The following is a 23,168-nucleotide window of genomic DNA, read 5'->3' on the forward strand; positions in this document are numbered from 1 at the left end:
AAGCTTGCGGGTGCTAACTGTTTAGCACTAGTTCCGATTCCTAAGGGGATGGGTTTAGCATCACTACATGCTCGACCTCGGCAGACTGAAAGCCCTGCACGCCGTCGCCACCCACGGGACCGTCGGCGCCGCTGCGGACGTGCTCGGCTACACGCCGTCCGCCGTCTCGCAGCAGATCGCCAAGCTCGAACGCGAGACCCGCACCACACTGCTGGAGCGCAACGGGCGCGGTGTCCGCCTCACCGACGCGGCCCGGCTGCTCGCCGAGACCGCCGACCAGGTGCTCAAGCTCGTGGAAGAGGCGGAGGTGGCGCTGGAGGAACAGCGCGGCGCCGCGATCGGCAGGCTCTGCGTCGGCTCCTTCGCCACGGCGGCGCGCGGCCTGCTGCCCGAGGTGCTCGCGCGGCTGGGCGAGCAGCACCCTGCGCTCGACGTGCGGCTCACGGAGATCGACCCGCCCTACGCCATCGAGGCGGTCGCCCGCGGTGAGCTCGACATGGCGATCGTGCACGACTGGGCGAACACGCCGTTGCCCGTGCCGGAGTCGCTGTCCCGCGAGTTCCTCGTCGAGGACGTCGCCGAGGTGCTGATCCCCGCCACGAACCCGTTGGCGCACAGCGAGTTTCTCGAACCGGTCGACCTCGCGGGCGAGCGGTGGATCTGCCAGACCGAGGGCTCGATCTGCTTCGACTGGCTGGAGCGGACGTTCCACGGCGCGGGCATCGAACCCGTGGTGGCCTACCGGATCAGCGAGTACCGGACGCAGATCGCGTTGCTGGACAAGGGGATCGGGGTCGCGCTGATCCCGCGGCTCGGCAGGGGGGAGGTCCCGGACACGGTCAGGATCGTGCCGTTGCGACCCACGCCCACCCGGCGGCTGTACGCGGTGTGGCGGACCCAGGCCTCGCGCAGGCCCGCCATCACCGCGACGCTCGACGTGATCAGGCAGGTCGCTTAGGGCGTCACGATGACATGGGGCTTCTTCGGCGCCATCACCTTGAGCACCGCCTTGGCCTCCCGGACCACTCCGGCCATGTCCTTCTTCGTGGTCTTGGAGTAGGGCTCGATCGTCAGCGTCGCCGCGTCCCTGTTCTCCACCACGTTCCAGGTGCCGCGCAGGAACCCGTCCACGAGGAACGTCGGGGGGAACACGGCGTTGCGGACCGCGCCCCACCGCGAGCGCGCGTCCTCGCTCATGATCCGCCTGCGGTCGGCGTGCCCGAGCAGCACGTTGTCGAACGCGGGCAGCAGTCGTGCGGGCGCCGGCACGTCCTCGGGCACGATCACGCCGTCCGGGACGTCGAGCAGCACCTTGCCGTCCTCGTTGCGGTACTCCACGAGGTCGAGCTCCGCCGCGTGCGCCTTGAGCCCGACCAACCGCGACCAGGCCTGCATGTCCGCGAGCGTCGCCGGCCCGAACGCCCGCAGGTACCGCTCGACGAGCTCCGCCACCGCGGCCTTCTCCGGCAGCTCCCGGCCGAGCCACGTGGCCATGGCGACGTTTTGCGGAACGCCGCCCACGCCCCAGATTCCGCGCGGCGGCACCTGGATCATCGGCACGAGCATCTGCGCCTGCGTCGACAGCTCGCGAGCCTTCGCCCCGGGGAAGTGCTCCTCGAGGTGCGCGCCGATCTCGGCGACCGTGCGCGGCTCGGCGTCGATGAACTCGCGCGTGATCCGGGCGAGCTCCTCGAGGTCGACCTCGACGCGCGTGGCGGGCGGCATCACGGTCTTCGCCCACTTGTTCAGCTCCGGCTGCAACGCCGTGCGCATGAGGTGCACGTCGTCGGCCGAGATCAGGTGCAGGGTGCCGCGCCACAACGTCATCCGCACCAGCGAGCGGTCGATGATGAGCTTGCTCAGCGCGTCGACCGTGTACGGCTTGAGCCGCGTCCACAGGGCGAGGTAGGGCGGGATCGGCGCCTGCGCCTGCAGACCGACGAGGTGTTCGACGGCCTGGACGATCGGCATGTCGGTGCGTTGCAGCAACATCTGCCGCGCGAGGAGCGTGCGGTTGAGGGTGCGGTGGGAAAGTGTTGTGCTCATAGTGATCCGAAGAACTTCCTGATGTCTTGGACCAGCAGGTCCGGCTCCTCCATCGCGGCGAAGTGACCGCCGCGGTCGAACTCCGTCCAGTGCACGATCGACGGGATCGTCTTCTCCGCCAGCGACCGCACCGGCAGGCTGAGGTCGTGCGGGAAGACGGCCACGCCCGTCGGCACGGTCGACGGCTGCTGCTTGCCCCAGGCCGCGGACTGCTCCTTGTAGAGCGCCGCGGACGAGCCCGCGGTGGCGGTGAACCAGTAGATGGACACGTTGGTCAGCATTTGGTCGCGGTCCACAGCGTCCTCGGGCACGCCGTTGTTGTCCGTCCAGTCGTGGAACTTCTCCGCGATCCACGCGAGCTGCCCGACCGGTGAGTCCGTCAGGGCGTACGAGAGAGTGCGCGGCCGGCTGCGTTGCAGGTGCATGTAGCCGGAGAGTTCCTTCTGGTAGTGGTCGAGCGATTCCAGCGCCCGCATCTCCTCGGGCGAGAGGTCGTTCACGCCCTGCGGCCGGAAGGTCTGCAGCATGTTCACGTGCACGCCGACGACGTGCTCGGGGAACACCCGGCCGATCTCCTGCGCGATGCCGGAGCCCCAGTCGCCGCCCTGCGTGCCGTAGCGGTCGTAGCCCAGGGCTTCCATCAGCTTCGCGAACGCCCACGACACGCGCAGGACGTTCCAGCCGGGCTTGCGCACCGGGCCCGAGAAGCCGAAGCCCGGGATCGACGGGATCACCAGGTGGAAGTCCTGCGAGAGCGGCTCGACCACGTCGAGGAACTCGACGACCGAGCCCGGCCAGCCGTGCACGAGCAGCAGGGGCAGCGCGTCCGGGTTCTTCGAGCGGACGTGCAGGAAGTGGATGCGCTGCCCGCTCACCTCGGTCGTGAACTGCGTGTGGGAGTTCAGCCGCTCCTCCTGCGCACGCCAGTCGAACCCGTCGGCCCAGTACTCGGCGAGCGGGCGCAGGTAGCTCAGCGGGATGCCGTAGGACCAGTCGACACCGGGCAGGTCGTCCTCCGGCCAGCGCGTCCCGGCCAGGCGGGCGCGGAGGTCGTCGACCTCGGCCTGCGGGATCTCGATGCGGAACGGCGTGATTTCCATGGCCCCCGCTATGAGCTCGTGCGGACAGCCGTTGTCCGCGTTTTCAGCAGAACTTCTCGATCAGCTCCTCGAAGAACCCGCCCGCCTCGATCGCCGCCTTCTCCTGGTCGCCGTCGCGGACGGCGTGCAGCAGCCCGGTGTGCGACACCTGGTCGGTGCCAGGCTGGCTGGTGTCGACAGAGGCCGCCACCGAAGCTTTGACCGCCTCGGTCAAGCCCCGGTAGAGCTCGGCCAGAAGAGTGTTGTGCGAGCACTGGACGAGCAGCACGTGGAACGCCGTGTCGTGCTCGACCACCTCGGCCCACTGCTCCGCCTCCATCGCCGCGTCGCGCTGGTGCAGCAACTCGGTGAGGCGCGCGAGCTCGGCGTCGGTGCGGTGCTTGGCGGCCAGGCGTGCGCCCTCCACCTCGAGGGTGCGGCGCACCTGGAGCACCTCCCTGAGCTCCGACCCGCACATGCGGCGGACCGCGCCGGAGATCTCGCTGGTCGCGCGGACGAACGTGCCGTCGCCCTGCCGCACCTCCAGCAGGCCCGCGTGCGACAGCGCCCGCACGGCTTCCCGAACTGTGTTCCGACCCACCCCGAGCGCGGTGACGAGCTCGGGCTCGGGCGGGATGCGCTGCCCGACAGGCCATTCACCAGAGGTGATCGCGCCGCGCATCTGCTCGATCACCTGGTCGACGAGGCCCGCCCGCCGGGTAGTGGCCAACGGCACAGCGTCATCCTTTCATCCGAACATCCTACGTCTGCGATAGTGGCTCGCGTGACGCTTCAGCAGACGACTCCCGCCGCACAGACTGCCACCGATCGAGGTCGCAGGGTGACGGTCGTCAAGAATCGTCACGTTCCGCTGGTCGGCTCCGCGGTGCTCGCGATCGGGGTCGCCCTCGCTGCCGCGAATCTCCGGCCTGCGGTGACCAGTCTGGCCTCGGTCCTCGGCGATGTCCGCGCCGCCCTGGGCGTTTCGGCCGCTTGGACCAGCGCGCTGACGGCCGTTCCGGCGCTCTGCTTCGGCTTCGCGGCGTTCGCCGCCCCCTGGCTCGGCCGCCGTCTCGGCATGGCCCGCGCGATCGGTCTGTCCCTGGGGGTGCTCACGCTCGGCCTCGTGCTGCGCGTGATCGACGGGCCGTGGGTCGTGCTGGGCGGCACCTTCATCGCGTGCGCGGGCATCGCGGTGTCCAACGTGCTGATCCCGGTGGTCGTGAAGGCCTCGTTCCCGGACAAGGTCGGCCTCATCACCGGTGTCTACACCGGGGCGCTGTCCGCGGGCGCCGCGCTCGCCGCCGCCCTGACGCCGCGCCTGGAGGACCACCTCGGCTCGTGGCGCCTCGCCGTCGGCGCGTGGGCGCTGCTGTCGGCCGGTGCGGTGATCGTGTGGTTCGCCGGTGCGCGGCACGGTTCCGAAGCCTCGGTCGTGCGCTCCGCCGCTCCCGCGGAGAAGCGTTCACTGCTGCGCAGCCCGCTGGCGTGGGTGATCACCGCGTTCTTCGGCCTGCAGTCGCTGTTCGCCTACACCGTCATGGGCTGGCTGCCCGCGATGCTCGTCGACTCCGGCGTCGACCGGAACACCGCCGGCATGCTGCTCGCCGTCTCGATGCTGCTGAGCGTCCCGGTCAGCCTGTTCGTGCCGCCGATCGCCGCGCGGTTGCGGAGCCAGGGCCGGATGGTGCTGGCGCTCGGCGTGCTGTCGTTCGCGGGCATGCTCGGCATGCTGGTGGCGCCCGCCGCGGCACCCGGCCTGTGGGTGATGCTGATCGGGTTCGGCATGGGCATGTTCCCGCTGGCGCTGCTGCTCATGTCGCTGCGCACGAAGTCCACTTCGGACACCGCGCGGCTGTCCGCGATGGCGCAGAGCCTCGGCTACCTGATCGCGGCCTCCGGGCCGTTCGCGTTCGGCGTGCTGCGCGAGGCCACCGGCACCTGGACCACGTCGCTGGTCCTGCAACTGGTGCTGCTCGCCGCGCTGACCGCGCTCGGCATGATCGCCGGCCGTCCCCGCTACGTCTGAGCGCAGCCGGTCAGGAATCGAGAAGCACGGCGTTCGCGCCGGTCCTAGCGTTGCCGGCGTGGACATCACCCTTCAAGCGACGTTCCTCCCGCACACCGACCCCGACGCCTCGCTGGCGTTCTACCGGGACCTGCTCGGCTGGGAGGTCCGCGCGGACGTCGGCCAGGGCGCGCTGCGCTGGATCACCGTCGCCCCCGCCGGTTCCAGCTCGTCGGTCGTCCTGGAGCCGCCGGCCATGGCGGAGGGCCTCACCGACTCCCACCGCACGGCCATCGCCGAGATGATGGAGAACGGCTCCTACGCCTTCATCACCCTCGCGACGCCCGATCTCGCGGGCGCGTTCGACGCGTTGCAGGCGGGCGGGGCGGACGTCGTGCAGGAGCCGGCGGACCAGCCGTGGGGCGTGCGCGACTGCGTGTTCCGCGACCCGGCGGGCAACACGGTCCGCATCCAGCAGGCCTGATTCCCCCTAGCCGGACACGAAACCGCGGTGCAGCACCGTGAGCTGGTCGGCGAGGTAGCGCGCCCACGCCTTCGCCCGCTCCCAGTCCGGTGCCGCACCGCCGAAGCTGACAGGCCCGATGGCACCGAGCCTGCGCACCATGCGCGTGACGTCGCCGGGCACCGGAGGTGTGCCGCGGTGGAACAGCCACAGGGGCGTGCACTTGAGGGAAGTCTTGTGCCGCCGCACGAATCTGTGCGCGTCCCGTGCTGCGGCATCACCCATGATCACGGCACCGAACCCGTGCAGCGTCTCCGCGGCGGCGACCGGGAGCACGCTGACCCTCAGGCCGCAGCCCGCGAGCTCGGTGCCGATGATCTGGGCGATTTCGTCCGTGGCGGCGATTTTCGACGTGTACGCGACGAGGACCTTGTCTGCCATCGCTGCATCCTGGTCCGTGTGAGCGGTTCGCGGCAGCGGCGGAAGACCCTGTCGAGCGGGACCTTCAGTCCAACGGCAGGTTCAGCAGCGCGTTCTCGACCAGCTCGGGCATCGCCGGGTGGATCCAGTACTGGCCCTGCGCCATGGACTTCGCGTCCAGCCCGAAGCTCATCGCCTGGATCAGCGGCTGGATCACCGTCGACGCCTGCGGACCGATGATGTGCGCGCCCAGCAGCTGCCCGGTCGCCGGGTCCGCGAGCAGCTTCGCGAAGCCCGTCGTGTCCTCCATCGCCCAGCCGTACGCGATCGACGCGTAGGCCTGGCTCGCGGTGACGTACCGGATTCCCCGCTCCTTGGCCTGCTCCTCGGTGAGACCGACGCTCGCGATCTGCGGGCTGGAGAACACGGCCGCCGGCACGAACCGGTGGTCGCTCGCCTTGGGCTCGTCCGGGTGCAGCAGGTTGTGCTGGACCACGCGGGCCTCGTGGTTCGCGACGTGCTTGAGCTGGTGGTCCGAGCTGATGTCGCCCAACGCGAAGATGTGCGGCTGCGAGGTGCGCTGGAACTCGTCGACCTTGACGCGTCCGTCGTCGTGCGTCTCGATGCCCGCCTTGGCGACGTCGAGCAGGTCGGAGTTCGGCTGCCGCCCGGTGGCGACGAGGAGCTGCTGCGCCTCGACGGTTTCCGCGCCGTTCGGCCCCTCCAGGTGCAGCCGCACGCCGGTCGCGGTCTTCTCGGCGCGGGTCGTCTTGCGCTGGAGCAGGACGTTCCACTTCGACTTCGCGACGGACGTGAAGCGCTCGGCGATCTCCAGGTCCTCGTGGCGCAGCAGGAGGTTCGAGCGGGCGATCACCGTGACGTCCACGCCGAAGCTGCTGAAGACGTGCGCGAACTCCGAGGCGATGAAGCCGCTGCCGACGATGATGAGGCTCTCGGGCAGCTCGTCGAGGCGCATGACCGTGTCGCTGGTGTGGAAGCCGGTCGTGTCGAGGTCCGCGATGTCGGGGATGCTCGGACGGCTGCCGGCGGCCACGACGATCCGGTCCGCGGTGATGGTCTCGCCGGTGCCGGTGTCGATCGTGTGGGCGTCGAGGAAACGCGCGGTGCCCTCGTAGACGGTCACGTTGGCGTTCTCGTTGGCCCGCCAGTTGCGGCCGCCCTCGGCGATCGGGTCGATCCGCCCGAAGACGCGGTCGCGGATCTCCGGCCAGTGGACCGCGTCGGTGTGGGCGTCCACGCCCAGCTTCCTGGCGTTGGCCGGGGCCGCGGCCTGGTCCGCGGTGTGGACGAACATCTTCGTCGGGATGCAGCCCACGTTGAGGCAGGTTCCGCCGAAGGTGCCTTTCTCCAGGATGGCGATCTGCCAGCCTGCCATGGCTTCGGTGGGGATGCTGTTGCCGGAGCCGGTGCCGATGATGACCAGGTCGAAGTGCCTCACGTGTCGATCCAACCACTTCGGGTGGGTGGGTGTTCCCCGGATGGTCTTACGCGGGGGTTGCGTGGCATGCCCTGTTCGCAGGCGGTTGGGTTGCGGGCGGCCTGTCGCGCTGGTGGTCCTGCCCGTCGTGGGGTGGGCCGGTGGGGCGACTCATGACGGGACACCCCACCGGCGAGGCGGCCGGAAGCCCGGAGCGAAGCGGCTCGTGTGCGATCAGTGCTGGTAGGTCGGGGTGATGATCGCCCTGGCCAGGGTGTGGAAGGCCAGGTTGAAGCCGACCACGGCGGGGGAGGCGTCGGCGTCCACGTCGAGCTCGTCGACGTCCACGGCGTGCACCACGAAGTAGTAGCGGTGCGGGTGGTCGCCCTTGGGCGGGGCGGCTCCTCCGAACGCTCGGGTGCTGTAGTCGGAGCGGACGTGGAAGGCGTCGCCCGGGAGGGTGTCGTCCGAGGCGCCCGCGCCGGTGTCGAGGCTGGTGGTGGTCGCGGGGATGTTCACGGCCACCCAGTGCCAGAAGCCCGAGGGGGTCGGGGCGTCGGGGTCGTAGCAGGTGACCACGAAGCTGCGGGTCTCCTCCGGGAAACCCGACCAGGACAGCTGGGGTGAGGTGTTGCCGCCCTCGAAGACCTGGGCTTCGGGGAGCTGTTCGCCGTCTCGCACGTCCGTCGAGGTGACGGTGAAGGTGCCCACCTGCGGGAGCAGCTCGTAGGGGTCGGGAGCGACTGGGCGCTCGAGGCTCATGGGAGTCCTCCTTCTTGTGATCAGTTCGACCCTATCCGCGTGCAACCGGTGGGGCCTGCTCGACGTCTTCGGCCTGGAGGGGGATGTTGATGTCGAGGTTGCGGCTCTTCGCTGCTCTTGTGCTGGTCGCGGGGATGGTCTCCTGTGCGGGGACGCCGGAGGGGTCCGGTGGTGGGCCTGTGCTCACCACGTCGTCGCCCGCGGTGGTGACGACGACCGGGGAGCGGCCGAAGAGGATGTTCGAGCCGCCGTACCCGTACGGGACGGTGCAGGCCAAGGCGCCCGCTGTGGTGGACGGGATGGTTCCCGTCGTCACGCACATCCCGACGGACAAGCCGTACGTGTTCATCACGGTCGACGACGGGGCCGTGCAGCACCCGAAGGCCCGTGAGCTGATGATCGAGGCCGGGGTGTGGCCGTCGGTGTTCCTCAACACGAAGTATGCCGAGGGGCATCGCGACTACTTCAAGGAACTGCCCGTCACGGTCCACAGCCACACCACGAGCCACCCGAACCTCGCCGGCAAGGGGCTGGAGTTCCAGAAGCACGAGATCTGCGGCAACGCGGACTTCCTGGCGGCCGAGTACGGGAAGCGGCCCACGTTGTTCCGGCCGCCGTTCGGCAACTACGACGCCACCACGCGGCACGCCGCGGCGAGCTGCGGGTTCAAGGCGCTGGTCAACTGGACCGCCGCGGTCAACGACGGGCGGGTGCAGTTCCAGCAGGGGGATCGGCTCAAGGCCGGGGACATCGTGCTCATGCACTTCCGCACGACGTTCGTCGAGGACTTCACGGCGTTCCTCGACCGGGCCAAGCAGGACGGGCTCACGCCGGTGCCGCTGGAGGACTTCCTGGGATAGCGGAGCAACCCCGCGGACGGTTGTCGCGTGGTAGAGGTGAAACGTTTCACGACCACACTGACGTTCGCAGGGGGAGACAAAGTGCAGAAGCGGCTTATCGCGGTGCTGCTCGCAGTGCTCGCGGTGTTCACGTTCGTCCCGGCGGCCTCGGCCAGCGGGCACGCGGAGCTCACGGACATCAGGACCGGCAAGCACGACGGCTTCGAGCGGATCGTGCTCGACTTCACCGGTCTGCCGGGCAACTACCTCTCGCGGGAGACGACCGAGGTCTCGAACTGCGCCTCGGGCAACCCGGTTCCCGTGCAGGGCGCGAAGATCCTCGACACGGTGCTCTACGGCGCGGCCACGTACGACGAGAACTTCGACCCGACGTACACCGGGCCGCGCAACTTCGTGCCGCAGGGGCTGACCAACGTCAAGGGCGTCGCCATCACGTGCGACTTCGAGGGGACGCTGGGCATCGCCGTCGGGTACGCGAACCCGCACTCGTACCACAAGGTGTTCACGCTGACCGGTCCTGACCGGCTCGTCATCGATGTCTACTCGTTCTGACGCAACTGTGGCCCGTGTCACACGTCTTGAAGTCATCGAATGAGCCCTGAGAGGGGGCCGAAGATGAACAGACGTATTGCCGCGGTCCTGGTCGCGGTGCTGGCGGTCTTCACGTTCGTCCCGATCGCGTCGGCGCAGAGCACGCCCACGCTGTCGAACATCAGAACCGGGCAGCACGCCGGGTTCAGCCGCGTGGTGCTGGACCTGTCCGGACTGCCGGCCGAACACCGGGTCAGCGAGGTCACCGGCGTGTCGAACTGCGGGTCCGGCGACCCGGTCACCGTCGCGGGGTCCGGGATCCGGGAGATCCTGTCCGTCACGCTGATCGGCGCCGCCGCGCACGACGACGCCGGGAACCCGACCTACCCGGGGTCGCGGAACTTCGCGACGCCCGGCCTCACGCACGTCCGGGGGGTCGCGCTCACGTGCGACTTCGAGGCCACGCTCGGGATCGCTGTCGGTTACAGCAACCCCTCGTCGTGGCACCGGGTCTTCACGCTGACGAGCCCGAACAGGCTTGTCATCGACATCGGCCTGTAGAACGGAAAAGCCTCGTGGGGGCAGCAGTCGCCGCTGCTGCCCCCACGAGGGGTCTGCGTCAGGATTCCGCTACGCCGCAACGGTCGCGACGGTCTCCTTCGACAACGCGTGCTCCAGCACCTGGGCCACGTCCGACACGAAGTGCACGGTCAGCTGCTCGCGCACCGACTCCGGCACGTCGTCCAGGTCCGGCTCGTTGCGCTGGGGCAGCAGCACGGTCGTGATGCCGGCGCGGTGGGCGGCCAGCAGCTTCTGCTTCACGCCACCGATCGGCAGCACGCGGCCGGTCAGCGAGATCTCACCGGTCATCGCCACGTCCGAGCGCACCGGGCGGCCCGACAGCAGCGACGCCAGAGCCGTCGTCATCGTGACGCCCGCAGACGGGCCGTCCTTCGGCACCGCGCCCGCCGGGACGTGGATGTGCACTCCCCGGTCGGCCAGCGCCGCGGCCTTGTCGTCGTGCGAACGCAGGTACGACAACGCGATCTGCGCGGACTCCTTCATCACGTCGCCGAGCTGGCCGGTCAGCGTGACACCGGCCGACCCCGTGTCCTTCGGGGCCAGCGAGGCCTCGATGAACAGCACGTCGCCGCCGACACCCGTGACGGCCAGACCCGTCGCCACGCCGGGCACCGAGGTCCGCTCCGCCGACTCGGGCGTGTTCTTCGGGCTGCCCAGGTACGACTTCAGCGACGGCCGGTCGACCACGACCGGCAGTTCCGACTCGCCCAGGGCGACCTTCGCGGTGACCTTGCGCAGGATCCGCGAGATGGCGCGTTCCAGTTGCCGCACACCGGCTTCCCGCGTGTACTCGCTCGCGAGCTGGTGCAGCGCGGGCTTGTCGAACGTGACGTCCTCGGGGGTGAGGCCGGCGCGTTCGACCTGGCGCGGCAGCAGGTGGTCGCTCGCGATCGTGACCTTCTCGTCCTCGGTGTAGCCGTCGAGCTGCACGAGCTCCATGCGGTCGAGCAGCGGAGCCGGGATCGACTCCAGGACGTTCGCAGTGGCGAGGAAGACCACGTCCGAGAGGTCGAGCTCGACCTCCAGGTAGTGGTCGCGGAACGTGTGGTTCTGCGCCGGGTCCAGCACCTCGAGCAACGCCGCCGTGGGGTCGCCGCGGTAGTCCGAGCCGACCTTGTCGATCTCGTCGAGCAGCACGACCGGGTTCATCGACCCCGCCTCGCTGATCGCGCGGACGATCCGGCCCGGCAGCGCGCCGACGTACGTGCGGCGGTGGCCGCGGATCTCGGCCTCGTCGCGGACGCCGCCGAGCGCCACGCGGACGAACTTGCGGCCCATCGCCCGTGCCACGGACTCGCCGAGCGACGTCTTGCCGACGCCGGGAGGACCCGTCAGCGCGAGGACGGCGCCGGAACGACGCCCGCCCACGACGCCCATGCCGCGGTCGGCACGGCGCTTGCGCACGGCCAGGTACTCCGTGATGCGCTGCTTCACGTCGTCGAGGCCCGCGTGGTCGGTGTCGAGGACCTCGCGCGCCGCCTTGATGTCGTAGGAGTCCTCGGTGCGCTCGTTCCACGGCATCTCGAGAACCGTGTCGAGCCAGGTGCGGATCCAGCCCACCTCGGGCGACTGCTCGGAGGTGCGCTCCAGCTTGTCGACCTCGGCCAGCGCGGCCTTGAGCACCTTCTCGGGCAGCTCGGCGGCCTCGACGCGGGCGCGGTAGTCCTCCTGCTCGGTGGCGGGCTTGCCGTCGAGCTCGGCCAGCTCCTTGCGGATCGCGGCCATCTGCTGGCGCAGCAGGAATTCCCGCTGCTGCTTCTCGACGCCTTCCTTGACGTCCTTGGCGATCGTCTCGTTGACGTCGAGCTCGGTCAGGTGCGCCTGGCCCCACTCCACGAGCTTCTCGAGGCGCTCGGTGACGTCGGACGTCTCCAGCAGCCAGATCTTCTGCTTCTCGTCGAGGTAGGAGGCGTAGCCCGCGAGGTCGGCGAGCGCCGACGGGTCGGTGATCTGCTGCACCGAGTCGACCATCTGCCACGCGCCGCGCGTCTGCAGGATGTTCGTGACGAGCGCGCGGTACTGCTTCGCGAGCTCACGGGTGCGGTCGGTGATCTCGGACTCGTCCGCGATCGTGGCGTTCACCCACAACGCCGCGCCCGGCCCCGTGGTGCCCGTGCCGATGCGCACGCGCTTGGTGCCGCGCACGACGGCGGCGCGTTCGCCACCGGGCAGCCGGCCCACCTGCTCGATCTCGGCCAGTGTGCCGACCGCGGCGTACTTGCCGTCCAGCCGGGGGACGAGCAGCACTTGATGGTTCGCCGCGGTCGTGGCCGCGTCGACGGCCGCGCGGGCCTCGGCGCTCGCGTCCGCACCGGAGATGCGGATCGGCACCACCATGCCGGGAAGCACCACGACGTCGTCCAGCGGCAGTACCGGCAGGGCCAGGGTTTCGCCCATCTCGTCATCCTCCAAAGTTGAGTCTGTACCGCTCAACCAACTGGAGTCTGCTGATGTTCCCCCGCGGTGTTCGCTGTCAGCGAGCAGTGGCTCGCAGGCGTCTGACCAGCGCGATCTCGCCGGTCAGGCGGGCTATCGCCGCGCCGGTCCCGCACGAGGACAGCACACCGGTGGGCCTGCGCCGCAGGTCGAGGCGGTCCGCGCCGGGATACCTGACCGTGCAGCGGTTGGCCGCCGCGACCAAGGGGACCAGCACCTCGCCCGCTTCGACCGTACGCCCGCTCAGCACGACCGGGAGGGGTGTGCGGCGGACCGGGGCGACGGGGACCGGTGTGTCGAACCGGAGCAGCTCCTCGACGGCGTCCGCGGCGAGGCCCGGGTCGGCGCGGAGCAGCGCCGCCTGGCCGGGGTGCTCGTGCAACGCGCGCAGGGCGTTGGTGAGGAACCCCCGCGTGGTGGCGAGGGCGGACGGGGCGAACGCCTCCACGCCGTGCGTGAGGGTGAACGCCTCCGCGGCCGTGGCGGCGACCGACTGCGCGAACGTGGCGTCGTCGGCGTCGAGCAGTTCCACGGTGCTCATGGTGATCGCCGGCCGGGCCACTTTCAGCGCGCGGGCGATCGCCCGTTTGGGTGGAGGTTGCGGGCCGCCCGCGTCCACGCCGAGCACCGTGCGCACGTCGTCGTAACGGCTGATGCACCAGCCGCCGATGTCGGCGTCGAAGTGCACCGGCGAGCGTTCCCTGAGGTAGCGGAACCTCGCGTGGCGTTCAGCGGTGCTGGAGGGCATGTCCTCCACACGTGAGCGACACCATCCCGGTTCGGATGTGTGGCGGTGGACACCCGTGCGGCGACGACGGAGGATGCGCACGTGAAGGAAGAGCTGAAGTGGGTCCCGTCCACGGTCGACGTCACGCGCCCGAGCGTGGCGCGGATGTACGACTACTACCTGGGCGGCTCGCACAACTTCGAAGCCGACCGCGCGGCCGCCAAGCAGGTGGAGCAGATCTTCCCCGGCGTCGCCCAGAGCGCGCAGGCCAACCGCTCGTTCCTGCGCCGGGTCGTCCGCCACCTCATGGACCAGGGCGTCGACCAGTTCCTCGACCTCGGCTCCGGCATCCCGACCGTGGGCAACGTCCACGAGATCGCGCAGCACGAGAACCCGGACGCCCGCGTGGTCTACGTCGACTTCGAACCGGTCGCCGTCTCGCACAGCAACGCCCTGCTGGCCGACAACCCGAACGCCACCGCGATCCTCGCCGACCTGCGCGCCACCGCGACGGTGCTCGGAGGAGCCCGCGAGACGCTCGACTTCTCCCGCCCGGTCGGCGTGCTGGTCATCGCCGCGCTGCACTTCATCCAGGACGCCGACAGCCCGTACCAGGCCGTCGAGGAGTACATGGCGGCGTTCCCCTCCGGCTCGTACCTCGCCATCACCCACGCCACGTGGGACACCCTGAACGACGAGGAGCGCGCCGAGGCCGAGCAGATCGCCAAGATCTACAGCAGCTCGGACAACGGCCTCAAGATGCGCACGCACGCCGAGGTGACGAAGTTCTTCGACGGCATGGAGATGCTGGAGCCGGGCGTCGTCGCGGTCAACGACTGGCGCCCGGACTCCTTCGACGAGGCCCACGTGGGCATCTACGGCGCCGTCGCCCGCAAGCCCTGAAGCAGGCGGTCCCGGATCTCGTTGGTCTCGCGGTCGGTGAGGGTGCGTTCCGGCGCCCTCATCGTCACGCGGATGAGCACGTTCTTCTGACCAGGCAGGGCCCTCAGCCGTTCCCTCACGTGCTCGGGAAGCTCCTCCGACGGTGTCTCGGCGAGAATCTCGATCTCCTCGACGACATCTTCCGGCACGAGAGCGCGGATCCGGTCACCCAGTGTCTCCGCGTCGTCGTTGCCGTCGGCCACGATCGAGATGTCCCTGATCGCCGCCGGGTGCCGCGAGATCGGCCGGTACTCGTCCAGGTCGAGCATCTGCGCCGCGATGCGCGGGTCCTCGTTGCGCAGCAGGCGGATGTCCGGGATCCCCTTGCGCAGCATGAGAACCCGGTCGAGACCGAGCCCAAGCGCGAGGCCGTGCGGGTGGTGCTTGAGCACGTGCCGCGCCGCCCTGCCGCACTCACCGATCTCCACCCACCGACCGTCGTGCTCGACGTCGATCTGCTTGCCGTGCGTGGTGTACGGGTGCTGCGCGTCGACGGTCCGATAACGCTTGCCGGGCAACAGGGTCGTGACGACGGTGTGGATGAGGTCGTCGAGCGGTTCCTCCGCGGTGCTGATCCGCCAGACGTCGAGCTGGTGCGGCGTGCCGGTGTGCAGGCGGTCAACGGTGTCGCGGCGGTGGACGAGGCCGGGGCAGAGCAGCGTCACGTCCGGGGTGACCTCCCGCAACGCCGGCGGGATCATCGCCGTGGTGTGGCTGCGCAGCATGCACGTCTGGCTGACGTACCGGGTGTAGCGGGCGTCCCTGGTGATCGCGTCGGCCGGGTAGCCGAGGTGCTCGTAGTTGTGCTCCACCGGGACGAGCGGGTGGTGGCGGACTTCCCGCGGGTTGTGCAGCGCTGCCTTGAGATCAGCGATGAGGAGCTGCATCGCGTGCGGACCCCGCGCGGGATCGGTGAGGTCGCGGACGTTCAGGGCGCGCACGAGTTCTTCGGTGCTGTACATGGGTTTCCCGTTTCTTCCGGCCGGAGTGGGATGCGGAGTCCCCCGACCAACGGGAAGGTTCTAGGCGCGCGCCACCCACGCGGGTCGGGGGTGGCTAAATCGCGTCACGGGACCAGGTTAGCGCGTCTACTCCGGCGGCGTCAGCCGCAAATCCGGGTCCACCGGCGGCACCCCGTCGAACGGCCCGTCGTCCTTCAGCCGCCCCACGTGGTCCAGCGCGACCTCGATCTCGTCCCGGAACGGGTCGCCGTCGGCCGGCGGAGTGCGGAACCAGTCGTGCAGCTCCGCGGGGATCTCGAACCGGGCGAGCAACTGGTCGTAGAGCGCCTCGCGGTCCGCCGCCTGCTCGCCGAGCTCCTGGTACTCGCGCAGCGCCATGCGCAGGCGGATCCAGCGGTAGCGGTCGGTGTTGTGCCGCTGCTCGAACCGCTCGCGCAGGAGTTCGCCCGCTCGCTGGCCGCGCAGCGCCAGGCGCCGGATCGTGGCGGGCGGCATGAAGAGGTTCGAGCCGCCCTCGTCGTCGGCCTGCCGGACGTGCGCGATGCGGCCGCGGTAGCCGGGGAGCGCGGACTGCGTGGTGTCGCGCCAGTCGAGGAACGTGTTCAGGATCGACACCAGGAAGCGCGGCATCGAGTCCAGGGACGCGTACGGCGTGCCGGAGCTCGACGCGTCCTGCTCCGGCAGCCACACCTCCCGCGTGTCGCCGTTCGGGTAGGACTGCAGGCTCAGGCCGAACGTGGGCCAGCGGGGCAGCAGCGTGTCGAAGAAGTGGATGGGGAAGTTGCTGGTGATACCGCCGTCGGAGAACCAGTGCACGCGCCCGTCGCGGCACAGCGGCACGGCGGCGACCAGGCCGGGGAACGACAGCGACATCCGCACGGCGAGCACGACGGGCAGCCGGTCGCGGGGAGGCAGCGCGCGCAACGGCATGTGCTCGTGCAGCGGGCACTTCACCGCGGTCACAGCCCCGTTCAGCTGCTCCACGACCCGGCTCGGGAGCACGTGGCCGAGGCACTCCTCGCAGTACTGCCACTCCTCCTTGAACGGCAACCGGTACGGCCGCCCCTCCGACACGTCGGTCGTCATCAGCACGAGGTTGATGTCACCGAGGTCGCCGAACGTCAGCGCCTGCGAGGTACCCGCCAGCGCGTCGAGCTGGTCGGCGATCCAGTCGGCCAGCGGTGGCACGCCGGTCGACTTCGGCACGCCGGCGAGCCGGTCGAGCCACGACGGCGTGAAGTCACCGGTGCCCGGCACGAGTCCGAAGTGGATGGACCGCGCGTTGTTCTTCAGGAACCGTTGCACGGCATAGCCGTACGTGACGATCAACGCGCTGACCGCCGCCAGTGACAGCACCAGCCACACCAGCAGCACGACCGCGGCCGTGGCGTGGTGGCGGGAGAACGCCAGCCCGAGCACCAGGGGCACGGCGGCGAAGATCCAGGCGGGCCACGGCAGGCTCGACCTCAGCGGCCACAGCGCCAGGGCCAGGCACGCCAGCGCCAGCACGACCACCAGCGCCGCGAGCCAGCCCGCGTAGGACGACGGGGCGAGCCACGCCGACCACAGCACCGGCCCGCCCAGCCACAGCGCCGCCATGAGCGCCAGCACCGCCTTCGCCCGCCAGCCGACCGCGCCGAGCAGGGCGAAGAACAGGCACGTGATCGCGCTGCGGCCCGTCGTGGAGCGCTTCTGCATGGACGCGACGACGATCCGGTACAGCGCGCGGGTCTTCTCCGCGGGCTGGAACAGCTGCGCCATCCGCCACCGCTCCGCGCCCGTGCCGGACGTGAACCAGTCGATCAACCCGGCCAGCTTCTCGAAGCCGCCGGTCGCACGCCCGCGTTCGGCCGCCGCCGTGAAGCCCGCCGCGATCGCTCCCGCCGACGCGCCACCGATCTGCTTGAACTCGTAGTGGCGGGCCAGCGAGGCGACCGCGAGCGGGTACACGACACCGCTGGTCGTGCCGCCCCGCATGGTCAGGTCGCAGTAGCGGTCGTACTCCATGTGCTCATGATCGCGCGGTCAGCGTGATCTCCCGGGAAAGTTCACCCGGACGCCAGCGGCCGGACCGGACCGCGTTCCACGGCGAGCCACCACGAGATCACGTCCTGCGCCACGTCGGCCACGGACTGGTCCGCGTCGACGACGTAGTCCTCGACCCAGGACGCCGCGTAGAGCATCTCCAGCTCGTCGGCGCGGTTGAGGTGCCACCGCAGGTCCGCCTCGTCGAGGTGCCGCTGCGACAGCCGCCGGTGCACGACCGACAGGTCGGCCTTCAACCGGCAGACGTTGAGCTTTCCGCCGATCACCTCGGCGTACCGCAGGCGGTCCGCCTGGCTCTCCACCACGCCCGCGAGCACGATGCGGTGCACGCCGGTCTCGACGTAGTTGCCCACCACGGCCCGCAGGTTGCGCAGCCGCAGCTCGAAGTGGAACGGATCGGAGTCCGGCGCGGGCCAGCAGGACGACAGCCAGTCGAGGTCGATGACCGCGTGCGGCACCTTCGCCTCGGCGAGCCTGCCGCCGACCGCCTCGGCGACCGTCGTCTTGCCCACCCCGACCGGCCCGGTGATCAGCAGCGCCTTCACCCCGCCACCGCCGCGAGCTCCGCCGGCGTCCCGGACATGATCACGCGGACGTGCTCGGTCACCTTCTCGACCGGCCAGTCCCACCACGCGATGCTCTCCAGCAGCTCGACGTCGGCGTCGCTGTAGCGCTTCTTGAGCAGCTTGGCCGGGTTGCCGCCGACCACGCCGTACGCCGGCACGTCCGCCACGACGACCGAACCGGACGCGATGACCGCGCCGTTGCCGATGCGCACACCCGGCATGACCAGGCTGCGGTAACCGATCCAGACGTCGTTGCCCACCACGGTGTCGCCCCGGCTCGGCGCCCCCAGCGCGATGTCGAGCGTCTTCTCCGCCCACAGCCCGCCGAAGATCGTGAACGGGAACGTCGACACGCCGTCGGTGCGGTGGTTGCCGCCGGACATGATGAACCGCACGCCCTCCGCCAGCGCGCAGTACTTGCCGATGACCAGCTTCTCCTCGCCGAAGTTGTAGAGGACGTTGCGGTGCTCGAACTCCTCGGCGTGGTGCGGGTCGTCGTAGTAGGTGTACTCGCCGACCTCGATCTGCGGGTTCTTCACCAACGGCTTGAGCAGCACCGTCCGCGGGTGGTCCGGCAACGGGTAGAGGTTGTCGGGCGGGGGAATCGTCACGGCGCTCCGATCGGCTCTTCGCTGAACTGCGTGCGGTACAACTTGGCGTAGTGGCCTTCCCGGGCCAGCAACGCTTCATGCGTACCACGTTCCACGATCCGCCCCTTCTCGACCACGAGGATCTGGTCCGCCGCGCGGATGGTCGACAGCCGGTGCGCGATGACGAGCGAGGTCCGCCCGGCGAGCGCCTCGACCAGCGCCTCCTGCACCGCGGCCTCCGACCGCGAGTCGAGGTGCGCGGTGGCCTCGTCGAGGATCACCACGCGGGGCTTGGCCAGCAGCAACCGCGCGATGGTCAGGCGCTGCCGCTCCCCGCCCGAGAGCCGGTAGCCGCGCTCGCCCACCACGGTGTCGAGCTGGTCCGGCAACGAGGAGACCAGGTCCGCGAGCCGTGACCGTTCAAGTGCGTCCCACAGTTCCTCGTCGGTCGCCGCGGGAGCCGCGAGCCGCAGGTTCGCGCCGATCGTCTCGTGGAACAGGTGCCCGTCCTGCGTCACCATGCCCACGGTGTCGCGGATCGAGTCGAACGACAGGTCTCGAACGTCCACACCGGACAGCCGGATGGAGCCGGAGTCCGCGTCGTACAGGCGGGGCAGCAGCGAGGCGATCGTCGACTTGCCCGCACCGGACGACCCGACCAGCGCGATCATCGAACCGGGCTCGGCGGTGAACGACACCCCGTCGAGGATCTGCTCACCTCCGCGCGTGTCGAGTGACGCGACCTCCTCCAGCGAGGCCAGCGACACCTTGTCCGCGGACGGGTAGGCGAACCGCACGTCGGAGAACTCGACGGACACCGGTCCGTCGGGGACGGGGACCGGCTCGGGCTTCTCCTCGATGAGCGGCGGCAGGTCCAGCACCTCGAAGACGCGCTCGAACGACACCAGCGCCGTCATCACGTCGACCCGCGCGCCGGCCAGCGCCGTCAGCGGTGCGTACAGCCTGGTCAGCAGCAGTGCCAATGTCACGATCGTGCCCGGCGCCATCTGCCCGGCGAACACGAACCACCCGCCCAGGCCGTAGACCAGGGCCAGTGCCAGCGAGGACACCAGCGTGAGCGCCACCAGGAAGAGCCACTGCGCCACCGCGGTCCGCACGCCGATGTCGCGCACCCGCCGCGCCCGTGCGCCGAACTCGGCGCTCTCCAGGGCGGGCCGGCCGAACAGCTTGATCAGCGTCGCGCCGGGCGCGGAGAACCGCTCGGTCATCTGCGTGGTCATCGCCGAGTCGAGGTTCGCCGCCTCGCGGTGCATCGACGCCAGGCGCTTGCCCATCCGCCGCGCCGGGAACAGGAAGATCGGCAGCAGCGCCATCGCGAGCAGCGTGACCTGCCACGACAGCGTCAGCATCACGGCCAGGGTCAGCACGAGCGCGATCACGTTCGTGACGACACCGGAGATCGTCTCGGAGAACGCCCGCTGCGCCGCGATCACGTCGTTGTTCAGGCGCGACACCAACGCACCCGTGCGCGTGCGGGTGAAGAACGCGACCGGCATCCGCTGCACGTGGTCGAAGACCGCCTGGCGCAGCCGCAGGATCAGGTCCTCGCCGACCCGCGACGACTGCCACCGCTCGGCCAGGGAGAACCCGGCCTCCAGCACCGCGACGCCGGCGATCGCCAGCGCGAGCCACACGACCAGCCCGAAGTCCCTGCCCGCGATGATGGTGTCGACGACGCGGCCGGCGAGCAGCGGTGAGGCCACCGCGAGCACGGCGGCGACCGCGCTGGTGGCGAGCAACGCGTGCACGGCCCGCCGCTGGGGGCGGGCGAACCGGGCGACGCGCTTCAACGTCGCCCGGCTCACGCGACGGCTCTTCTCGTCCTGCATCGCGCTTTCGAGCGCGTACCAGGCGTTGAAGTCGATGTTCATGACGACCAGTCTCGAACTTCGACCTATCAGGAGGTCAAGCGGTTTCGAGGAACGCGTCCACCTCGGCGAGCGCCGCCGCGCGCACGGGCTCGGGCGAGAGGAAGAGGTCGTGCATGCCGGCCTTGATCTCGACGACCTTGACCGACGACCCGATCTTCGGACCCCACCTGCGCATCCCCTCGACGTCGAGCACGGCGTCGGCCCGGGAGACGTCCTCGCTCCACTCGCGGGCGTTGAGCATGCTCTTGTCGGAGTGCAGCACGAGCACGGGCACGCGCACGTCGAGTCCCTTCTGGACCTTCTCCTGCGCGATGAGCACGGCCCGGATCCACCCGGCCAGCACCGGGAAGCCCGCGAGCGGCTTCCACCTGAGGTCGAAGTCCCACTCGCCGTTGCGCGAGTTGTGGATCGCCGCTCCGTACGCGTCGCCGAGGTTCGCGCGGATCTTCGCCTTCGGAGCGAGCCGGCCGACCAGCTTCACGACTCGGCGCAGGAACGGCGGCTCGACGACGTCCAGCCACGGGCTGTTGAGCACCAAGGCGTCGATCAGCTCGCTGGAGCGCCGTTCGTGCGCCCACAACGACGTGGTCAGGCCTCCGGTCGAGTGCCCCATGAGGACGACGCGCGAGTGCTCCTCGCGGACCTTCGCGATCGCCGCGTCGATCTCCTCGAAGTACACCGCCATGTCGGTCGTGTAGTTCGGCACCTCGCCGTCGCGCAGCGACCGGCCGTACCCGCGCAGGTCGACGGCGTAGAAGTCGTAGCCCCGGGCCGTGTAGTGCTCGGCCACGTGCTCCTGGAAGAAGTAGTCCGCGAACCCGTGCACGTAGAGGATCGCGCCCCGGTCGTTCGCCGCGGCCCGCCGGCGGACCAGGGTGGCCGATGCCCCGCCGCGCAACGGCAGAACGGTGGTGTCTTCGTCGCTGCTCACCGCGCAAGTCTGCAACGGTCCGGTGCGGATTCCGCACACCCGCGTCCGGATCGTGTCTAACCTGGGGACATGACGGGGGACATCGAACAGTCATCCAGGGTGCGGTTCCCGGGCATCAGCTCGCGCGCCTACGAACATCCGGCCGACCGGGGCGCCCTCGCGGTGCTGCGCGCCGTGCCCGCCGTGGGACCGATCATCAAGGCGGTCGCGGCGGCGTTCTCCGAGCGCGGGGAGCGCCTGGTCCAGATCGCGTCCTCGGTGCGCGTCGGCCCGAAGCAGTTCCCCGACCTGCACCGGCTGCAGAACGAGGTCGCCGCCGCGTTCGACCTGCAGGAGGTGCCGGAGCTGTTCGTCCGGCACTCCCCGCTGGTCAACGCGCAGACCAGGGGCATCGACAAGCCCTTCGTCGTGCTGAGCTCCGCGCTGGTCGAGAGGTTCGACCGGGAGCAGCTGCGCTGGGTCATCGGCCACGAGATGGGCCACGCGATGTCCGGCCACGGTCTCTACAACACGATCCTCGACCGCCTGCTCGGCCTGCGGTACACGATGGGCTGGAACCCGGCGGGCACGTTCGCCATGCGCGCGGTGATCGCGGCGCTCTACGAGTGGCAGCGCAAGACCGAGCTGTCGTGCGACCGCGCCGGCCTGCTCGCGGGCCAGGACCCGCAGGCCGCGCTGCGCGTGCACCTCGCGTTCGCCGGCGACACGGGCGGCCAGGTGGACATCGCGTCGTTCCTCGAGCAGGCCAAGGAGTACGAGGGCGAGGACATCCGCGACAGCATCCTCAAGCTGCTCGACAACGAGCAGCGCTCGCACCCGCTGGCCGTCGTCCGGGCCGCCGAGCTCCAGCGGTGGGCCGCGAGCGAGGAGTACCGCGAGATCCTCACCGGCACCTACCCGCGCCGCGAGGACGACCACCCGACGAACAACCTGGCCGACGACATCAAGGGCGCCGCCAGGTCGTACAAGGAGTCCATGAGCAGCTCCGCCGACCCGTTGATCAAGACCATCAACGACATCGGCGAGACCGTGATGGGCGCGGCGGGCAAGATGTGGAGCAAGGTTGCTCCAAATGGACCAGCGGAATAGCTACCATCTGGAGTCATGAGACGACTCCTGGTACTGGTTCTCTCCGCAATGCTGGCTTCCGCGGGTGTTGCCGCCGCCGACGTGCAGGTCGTCGGCGGCGAGCGCGCCTCGATAGCGGCCAATCCGTGGATCGTCCACCTCACCGATGAGCGGGGTGCGCAGTTCTGCGGTGGCACGATCGTCGCGCCGACGAAGGTGCTCACGGCGGCGCACTGCGCGCTGGGCCGGTCCCCGAGGAGCCTGCGGGTCGTCGCCGGTCGCGAGGACAGGCAGGACCGCGAGGCCGGGGTCTCGGTCGTGCCCGAGTCGATCTGGATCCACCGGCAGTACGTCTCCGCCGACCAGGGCGAGGACGTCGCGGTGCTCACGCTGCCCGGGGAGCTGCCGTACCAGCCGCTGCCGTTCGCGGACGAGACCGACGGGGCGCTCTACCAGCCCGGAACGCCGCTGCGCGCGCTCGGCTGGGGGCGCACCAGCGAGAACGGCAGGACCTCGCGCTTCCTCATGCAGGCGACCTTGCCGGTGCTGCCGGACGACTTCTGCGCCAACACGTACCCGCAGTTCGTGCACACCGACATGTTCTGCGCGGGGTACGAGGGCGGCAATGTCGACACCTGCCAGGGCGACTCGGGCGGTCCGATCGTCGCCGAGGGCAAGCTCGTCGGCATCACGTCGTGGGGCGAGGGCTGCGCGCGCAGGAACAAGCCCGGCGTGTACGTGCGGATCCCGCGGTACGCCAAGGAACTTCGCTCGGTGGTGGGTTCTCCGCAGCCCGCGGTCGTCGAGCCGTAGGCCGGC

The 23,168-nt window shown here is 70.1% G+C and carries 23 protein-coding genes; 9 read left to right on the plus strand and 14 right to left on the minus strand.

Annotation, left to right across the window (positions count from 1 at the left end):
- The first annotated feature begins 67 nt into the window (after window positions 1-67).
- Window positions 68-958, plus strand: coding sequence for a LysR family transcriptional regulator (locus BLQ91_RS05485; RefSeq protein ID WP_090095496.1), 891 nt, complete (start codon window positions 68-70; stop codon window positions 956-958).
- On the opposite strand, the gene BLQ91_RS05490 is transcribed toward BLQ91_RS05485, so the two are convergent.
- The 3 genes from BLQ91_RS05490 to BLQ91_RS05500 are packed head-to-tail and all read right to left on the minus strand — an operon-like array spanning window position 955 to window position 3,861.
- Window positions 955-2,046 (minus strand): winged helix DNA-binding domain-containing protein, encoded by a 1,092-nt coding sequence (locus BLQ91_RS05490; protein WP_090095497.1) that lies wholly within the window; start codon window positions 2,044-2,046, stop codon window positions 955-957. The two genes, BLQ91_RS05485 and BLQ91_RS05490, sit on opposite strands and share 4 nt — an antisense overlap.
- Window positions 2,043-3,146 (minus strand): epoxide hydrolase family protein, encoded by a 1,104-nt coding sequence (locus tag BLQ91_RS05495; protein WP_090095498.1) that lies wholly within the window; start codon window positions 3,144-3,146, stop codon window positions 2,043-2,045. The genes BLQ91_RS05490 and BLQ91_RS05495 overlap by 4 nt, the downstream gene beginning before the upstream one ends.
- Window positions 3,147-3,189: 43 nt before the next feature.
- On the minus strand, window positions 3,190-3,861 hold the full coding sequence (locus tag BLQ91_RS05500; RefSeq protein WP_090096011.1) for a FadR/GntR family transcriptional regulator: 672 nt from the start codon (window positions 3,859-3,861) through the stop codon (window positions 3,190-3,192).
- Between the two features lie 105 nt (window positions 3,862-3,966).
- Between BLQ91_RS05500 and BLQ91_RS05505 the strand changes: the two genes are divergently transcribed.
- Together BLQ91_RS05505 and BLQ91_RS05510 are read left to right on the plus strand one after the other, a co-directional pair.
- Complete coding sequence (locus BLQ91_RS05505) at window positions 3,967-5,154, plus strand: CynX/NimT family MFS transporter (RefSeq protein ID WP_245733123.1); 1,188 nt, start codon at window positions 3,967-3,969, stop codon at window positions 5,152-5,154.
- Between the two features lie 58 nt (window positions 5,155-5,212).
- Window positions 5,213-5,617, plus strand: coding sequence for a VOC family protein (locus BLQ91_RS05510; protein ID WP_090095499.1), 405 nt, complete (start codon window positions 5,213-5,215; stop codon window positions 5,615-5,617).
- Window positions 5,618-5,623: 6 nt separating this feature from the next.
- Here BLQ91_RS05510 and BLQ91_RS05515 read toward each other — a convergent pair whose 3' ends face one another.
- The 3 genes from BLQ91_RS05515 to BLQ91_RS05525 all read right to left on the minus strand — a co-directional run bounded on the left by BLQ91_RS05515 (window position 5,624) and on the right by BLQ91_RS05525 (window position 8,216).
- Window positions 5,624-6,037 (minus strand): NADPH-dependent FMN reductase family protein, encoded by a 414-nt coding sequence (locus BLQ91_RS05515; protein ID WP_090095500.1) that lies wholly within the window; start codon window positions 6,035-6,037, stop codon window positions 5,624-5,626.
- 64 nt (window positions 6,038-6,101) lie between these two features.
- A complete protein-coding gene (locus BLQ91_RS05520; protein WP_090095501.1) occupies window positions 6,102-7,475 on the minus strand; it encodes a mycothione reductase in 1,374 nt (457 codons plus the stop codon).
- A 213-nt stretch (window positions 7,476-7,688) separates the two neighbouring features.
- Window positions 7,689-8,216: a YbhB/YbcL family Raf kinase inhibitor-like protein gene (locus BLQ91_RS05525; protein ID WP_090095502.1), complete on the minus strand. Its 528-nt coding sequence runs from the start codon at window positions 8,214-8,216 to the stop codon at window positions 7,689-7,691.
- An 89-nt stretch (window positions 8,217-8,305) separates the two neighbouring features.
- On the opposite strand from BLQ91_RS05525, the gene BLQ91_RS05530 reads away from it, so the two are divergent.
- The 3 genes from BLQ91_RS05530 (at window position 8,306) to BLQ91_RS05540 (ending at window position 10,168) form a co-directional block, all read left to right on the plus strand.
- Window positions 8,306-9,076, plus strand: coding sequence for a polysaccharide deacetylase family protein (locus BLQ91_RS05530; protein ID WP_090096013.1), 771 nt, complete (start codon window positions 8,306-8,308; stop codon window positions 9,074-9,076).
- Between the two features lie 81 nt (window positions 9,077-9,157).
- Window positions 9,158-9,628, plus strand: a complete 471-nt coding sequence (locus tag BLQ91_RS05535; RefSeq protein ID WP_090095503.1) for an AMIN-like domain-containing (lipo)protein — start codon at window positions 9,158-9,160, stop codon at window positions 9,626-9,628.
- 63 nt (window positions 9,629-9,691) lie between these two features.
- Window positions 9,692-10,168 carry an AMIN-like domain-containing (lipo)protein gene (locus tag BLQ91_RS05540; protein WP_143022532.1) on the plus strand — a complete coding sequence of 159 codons (477 nt, stop codon included), beginning with the start codon at window positions 9,692-9,694 and terminating at the stop codon, window positions 10,166-10,168.
- A 69-nt stretch (window positions 10,169-10,237) separates the two neighbouring features.
- Here the strand turns inward: BLQ91_RS05540 and lon are convergent, their stop codons facing one another.
- Together lon and BLQ91_RS05550 are read right to left on the minus strand one after the other, a co-directional pair.
- Complete coding sequence (gene lon / locus BLQ91_RS05545) at window positions 10,238-12,586, minus strand: endopeptidase La (protein ID WP_090095505.1); 2,349 nt, start codon at window positions 12,584-12,586, stop codon at window positions 10,238-10,240.
- A gap of 76 nt (window positions 12,587-12,662) precedes the next feature.
- Complete coding sequence (locus BLQ91_RS05550; RefSeq protein ID WP_143022533.1) at window positions 12,663-13,373, minus strand: cytochrome P450 family protein; 711 nt, start codon at window positions 13,371-13,373, stop codon at window positions 12,663-12,665.
- 81 nt (window positions 13,374-13,454) lie between these two features.
- On the opposite strand from BLQ91_RS05550, the gene BLQ91_RS05555 reads away from it, so the two are divergent.
- Window positions 13,455-14,255, plus strand: a complete 801-nt coding sequence (locus tag BLQ91_RS05555; RefSeq protein WP_218130153.1) for an SAM-dependent methyltransferase — start codon at window positions 13,455-13,457, stop codon at window positions 14,253-14,255.
- On the opposite strand, the gene srmL is transcribed toward BLQ91_RS05555, so the two are convergent.
- From srmL to BLQ91_RS05585, 6 genes are all read right to left on the minus strand, one after another.
- The gene (srmL, locus tag BLQ91_RS05560) at window positions 14,228-15,256 is read right to left on the minus strand and encodes a PheS-related mystery ligase SrmL (protein WP_090095507.1); all 1,029 of its coding nucleotides are present in this window, start codon (window positions 15,254-15,256) and stop codon (window positions 14,228-14,230) included. The genes BLQ91_RS05555 and srmL overlap by 28 nt on opposite strands.
- Window positions 15,257-15,382: 126 nt before the next feature.
- A complete protein-coding gene (locus tag BLQ91_RS43295) occupies window positions 15,383-17,263 on the minus strand; it encodes a patatin-like phospholipase domain-containing protein (protein ID WP_090095508.1) in 1,881 nt (626 codons plus the stop codon).
- Between the two features lie 41 nt (window positions 17,264-17,304).
- Complete coding sequence (locus tag BLQ91_RS05570; protein WP_176959571.1) at window positions 17,305-17,847, minus strand: ATP-binding protein; 543 nt, start codon at window positions 17,845-17,847, stop codon at window positions 17,305-17,307.
- Window positions 17,844-18,479, minus strand: a complete 636-nt coding sequence (locus BLQ91_RS42450; protein WP_245733135.1) for a CatB-related O-acetyltransferase — start codon at window positions 18,477-18,479, stop codon at window positions 17,844-17,846. The genes BLQ91_RS05570 and BLQ91_RS42450 overlap by 4 nt, the downstream gene beginning before the upstream one ends.
- Window positions 18,476-20,350, minus strand: a complete 1,875-nt coding sequence (locus BLQ91_RS05580) for an ABC transporter ATP-binding protein (RefSeq protein ID WP_090095509.1) — start codon at window positions 20,348-20,350, stop codon at window positions 18,476-18,478. Before BLQ91_RS05580 ends, BLQ91_RS42450 begins: the two co-directional genes overlap by 4 nt.
- A gap of 34 nt (window positions 20,351-20,384) precedes the next feature.
- Entirely contained in the window at window positions 20,385-21,281 is an 897-nt protein-coding gene (locus tag BLQ91_RS05585) for an alpha/beta hydrolase (protein WP_218130154.1), read from the minus strand.
- A 69-nt stretch (window positions 21,282-21,350) separates the two neighbouring features.
- Here BLQ91_RS05585 and BLQ91_RS05590 point away from each other — a divergent pair, with 69 nt between their 5' ends.
- Entirely contained in the window at window positions 21,351-22,370 is a 1,020-nt protein-coding gene (locus tag BLQ91_RS05590) for a M48 family metallopeptidase (protein ID WP_090095510.1), read from the plus strand.
- A gap of 15 nt (window positions 22,371-22,385) precedes the next feature.
- Window positions 22,386-23,162, plus strand: a complete 777-nt coding sequence (locus BLQ91_RS05595) for a S1 family peptidase (protein ID WP_090095511.1) — start codon at window positions 22,386-22,388, stop codon at window positions 23,160-23,162.
- The last annotated feature ends 6 nt before the right edge of the window (window positions 23,163-23,168 follow it).

The sequence above is a fragment of the Lentzea jiangxiensis genome, assembly GCF_900104175.1.
Classification (GTDB): Bacteria; Actinomycetota; Actinomycetes; order Mycobacteriales; family Pseudonocardiaceae; genus Lentzea; species Lentzea jiangxiensis.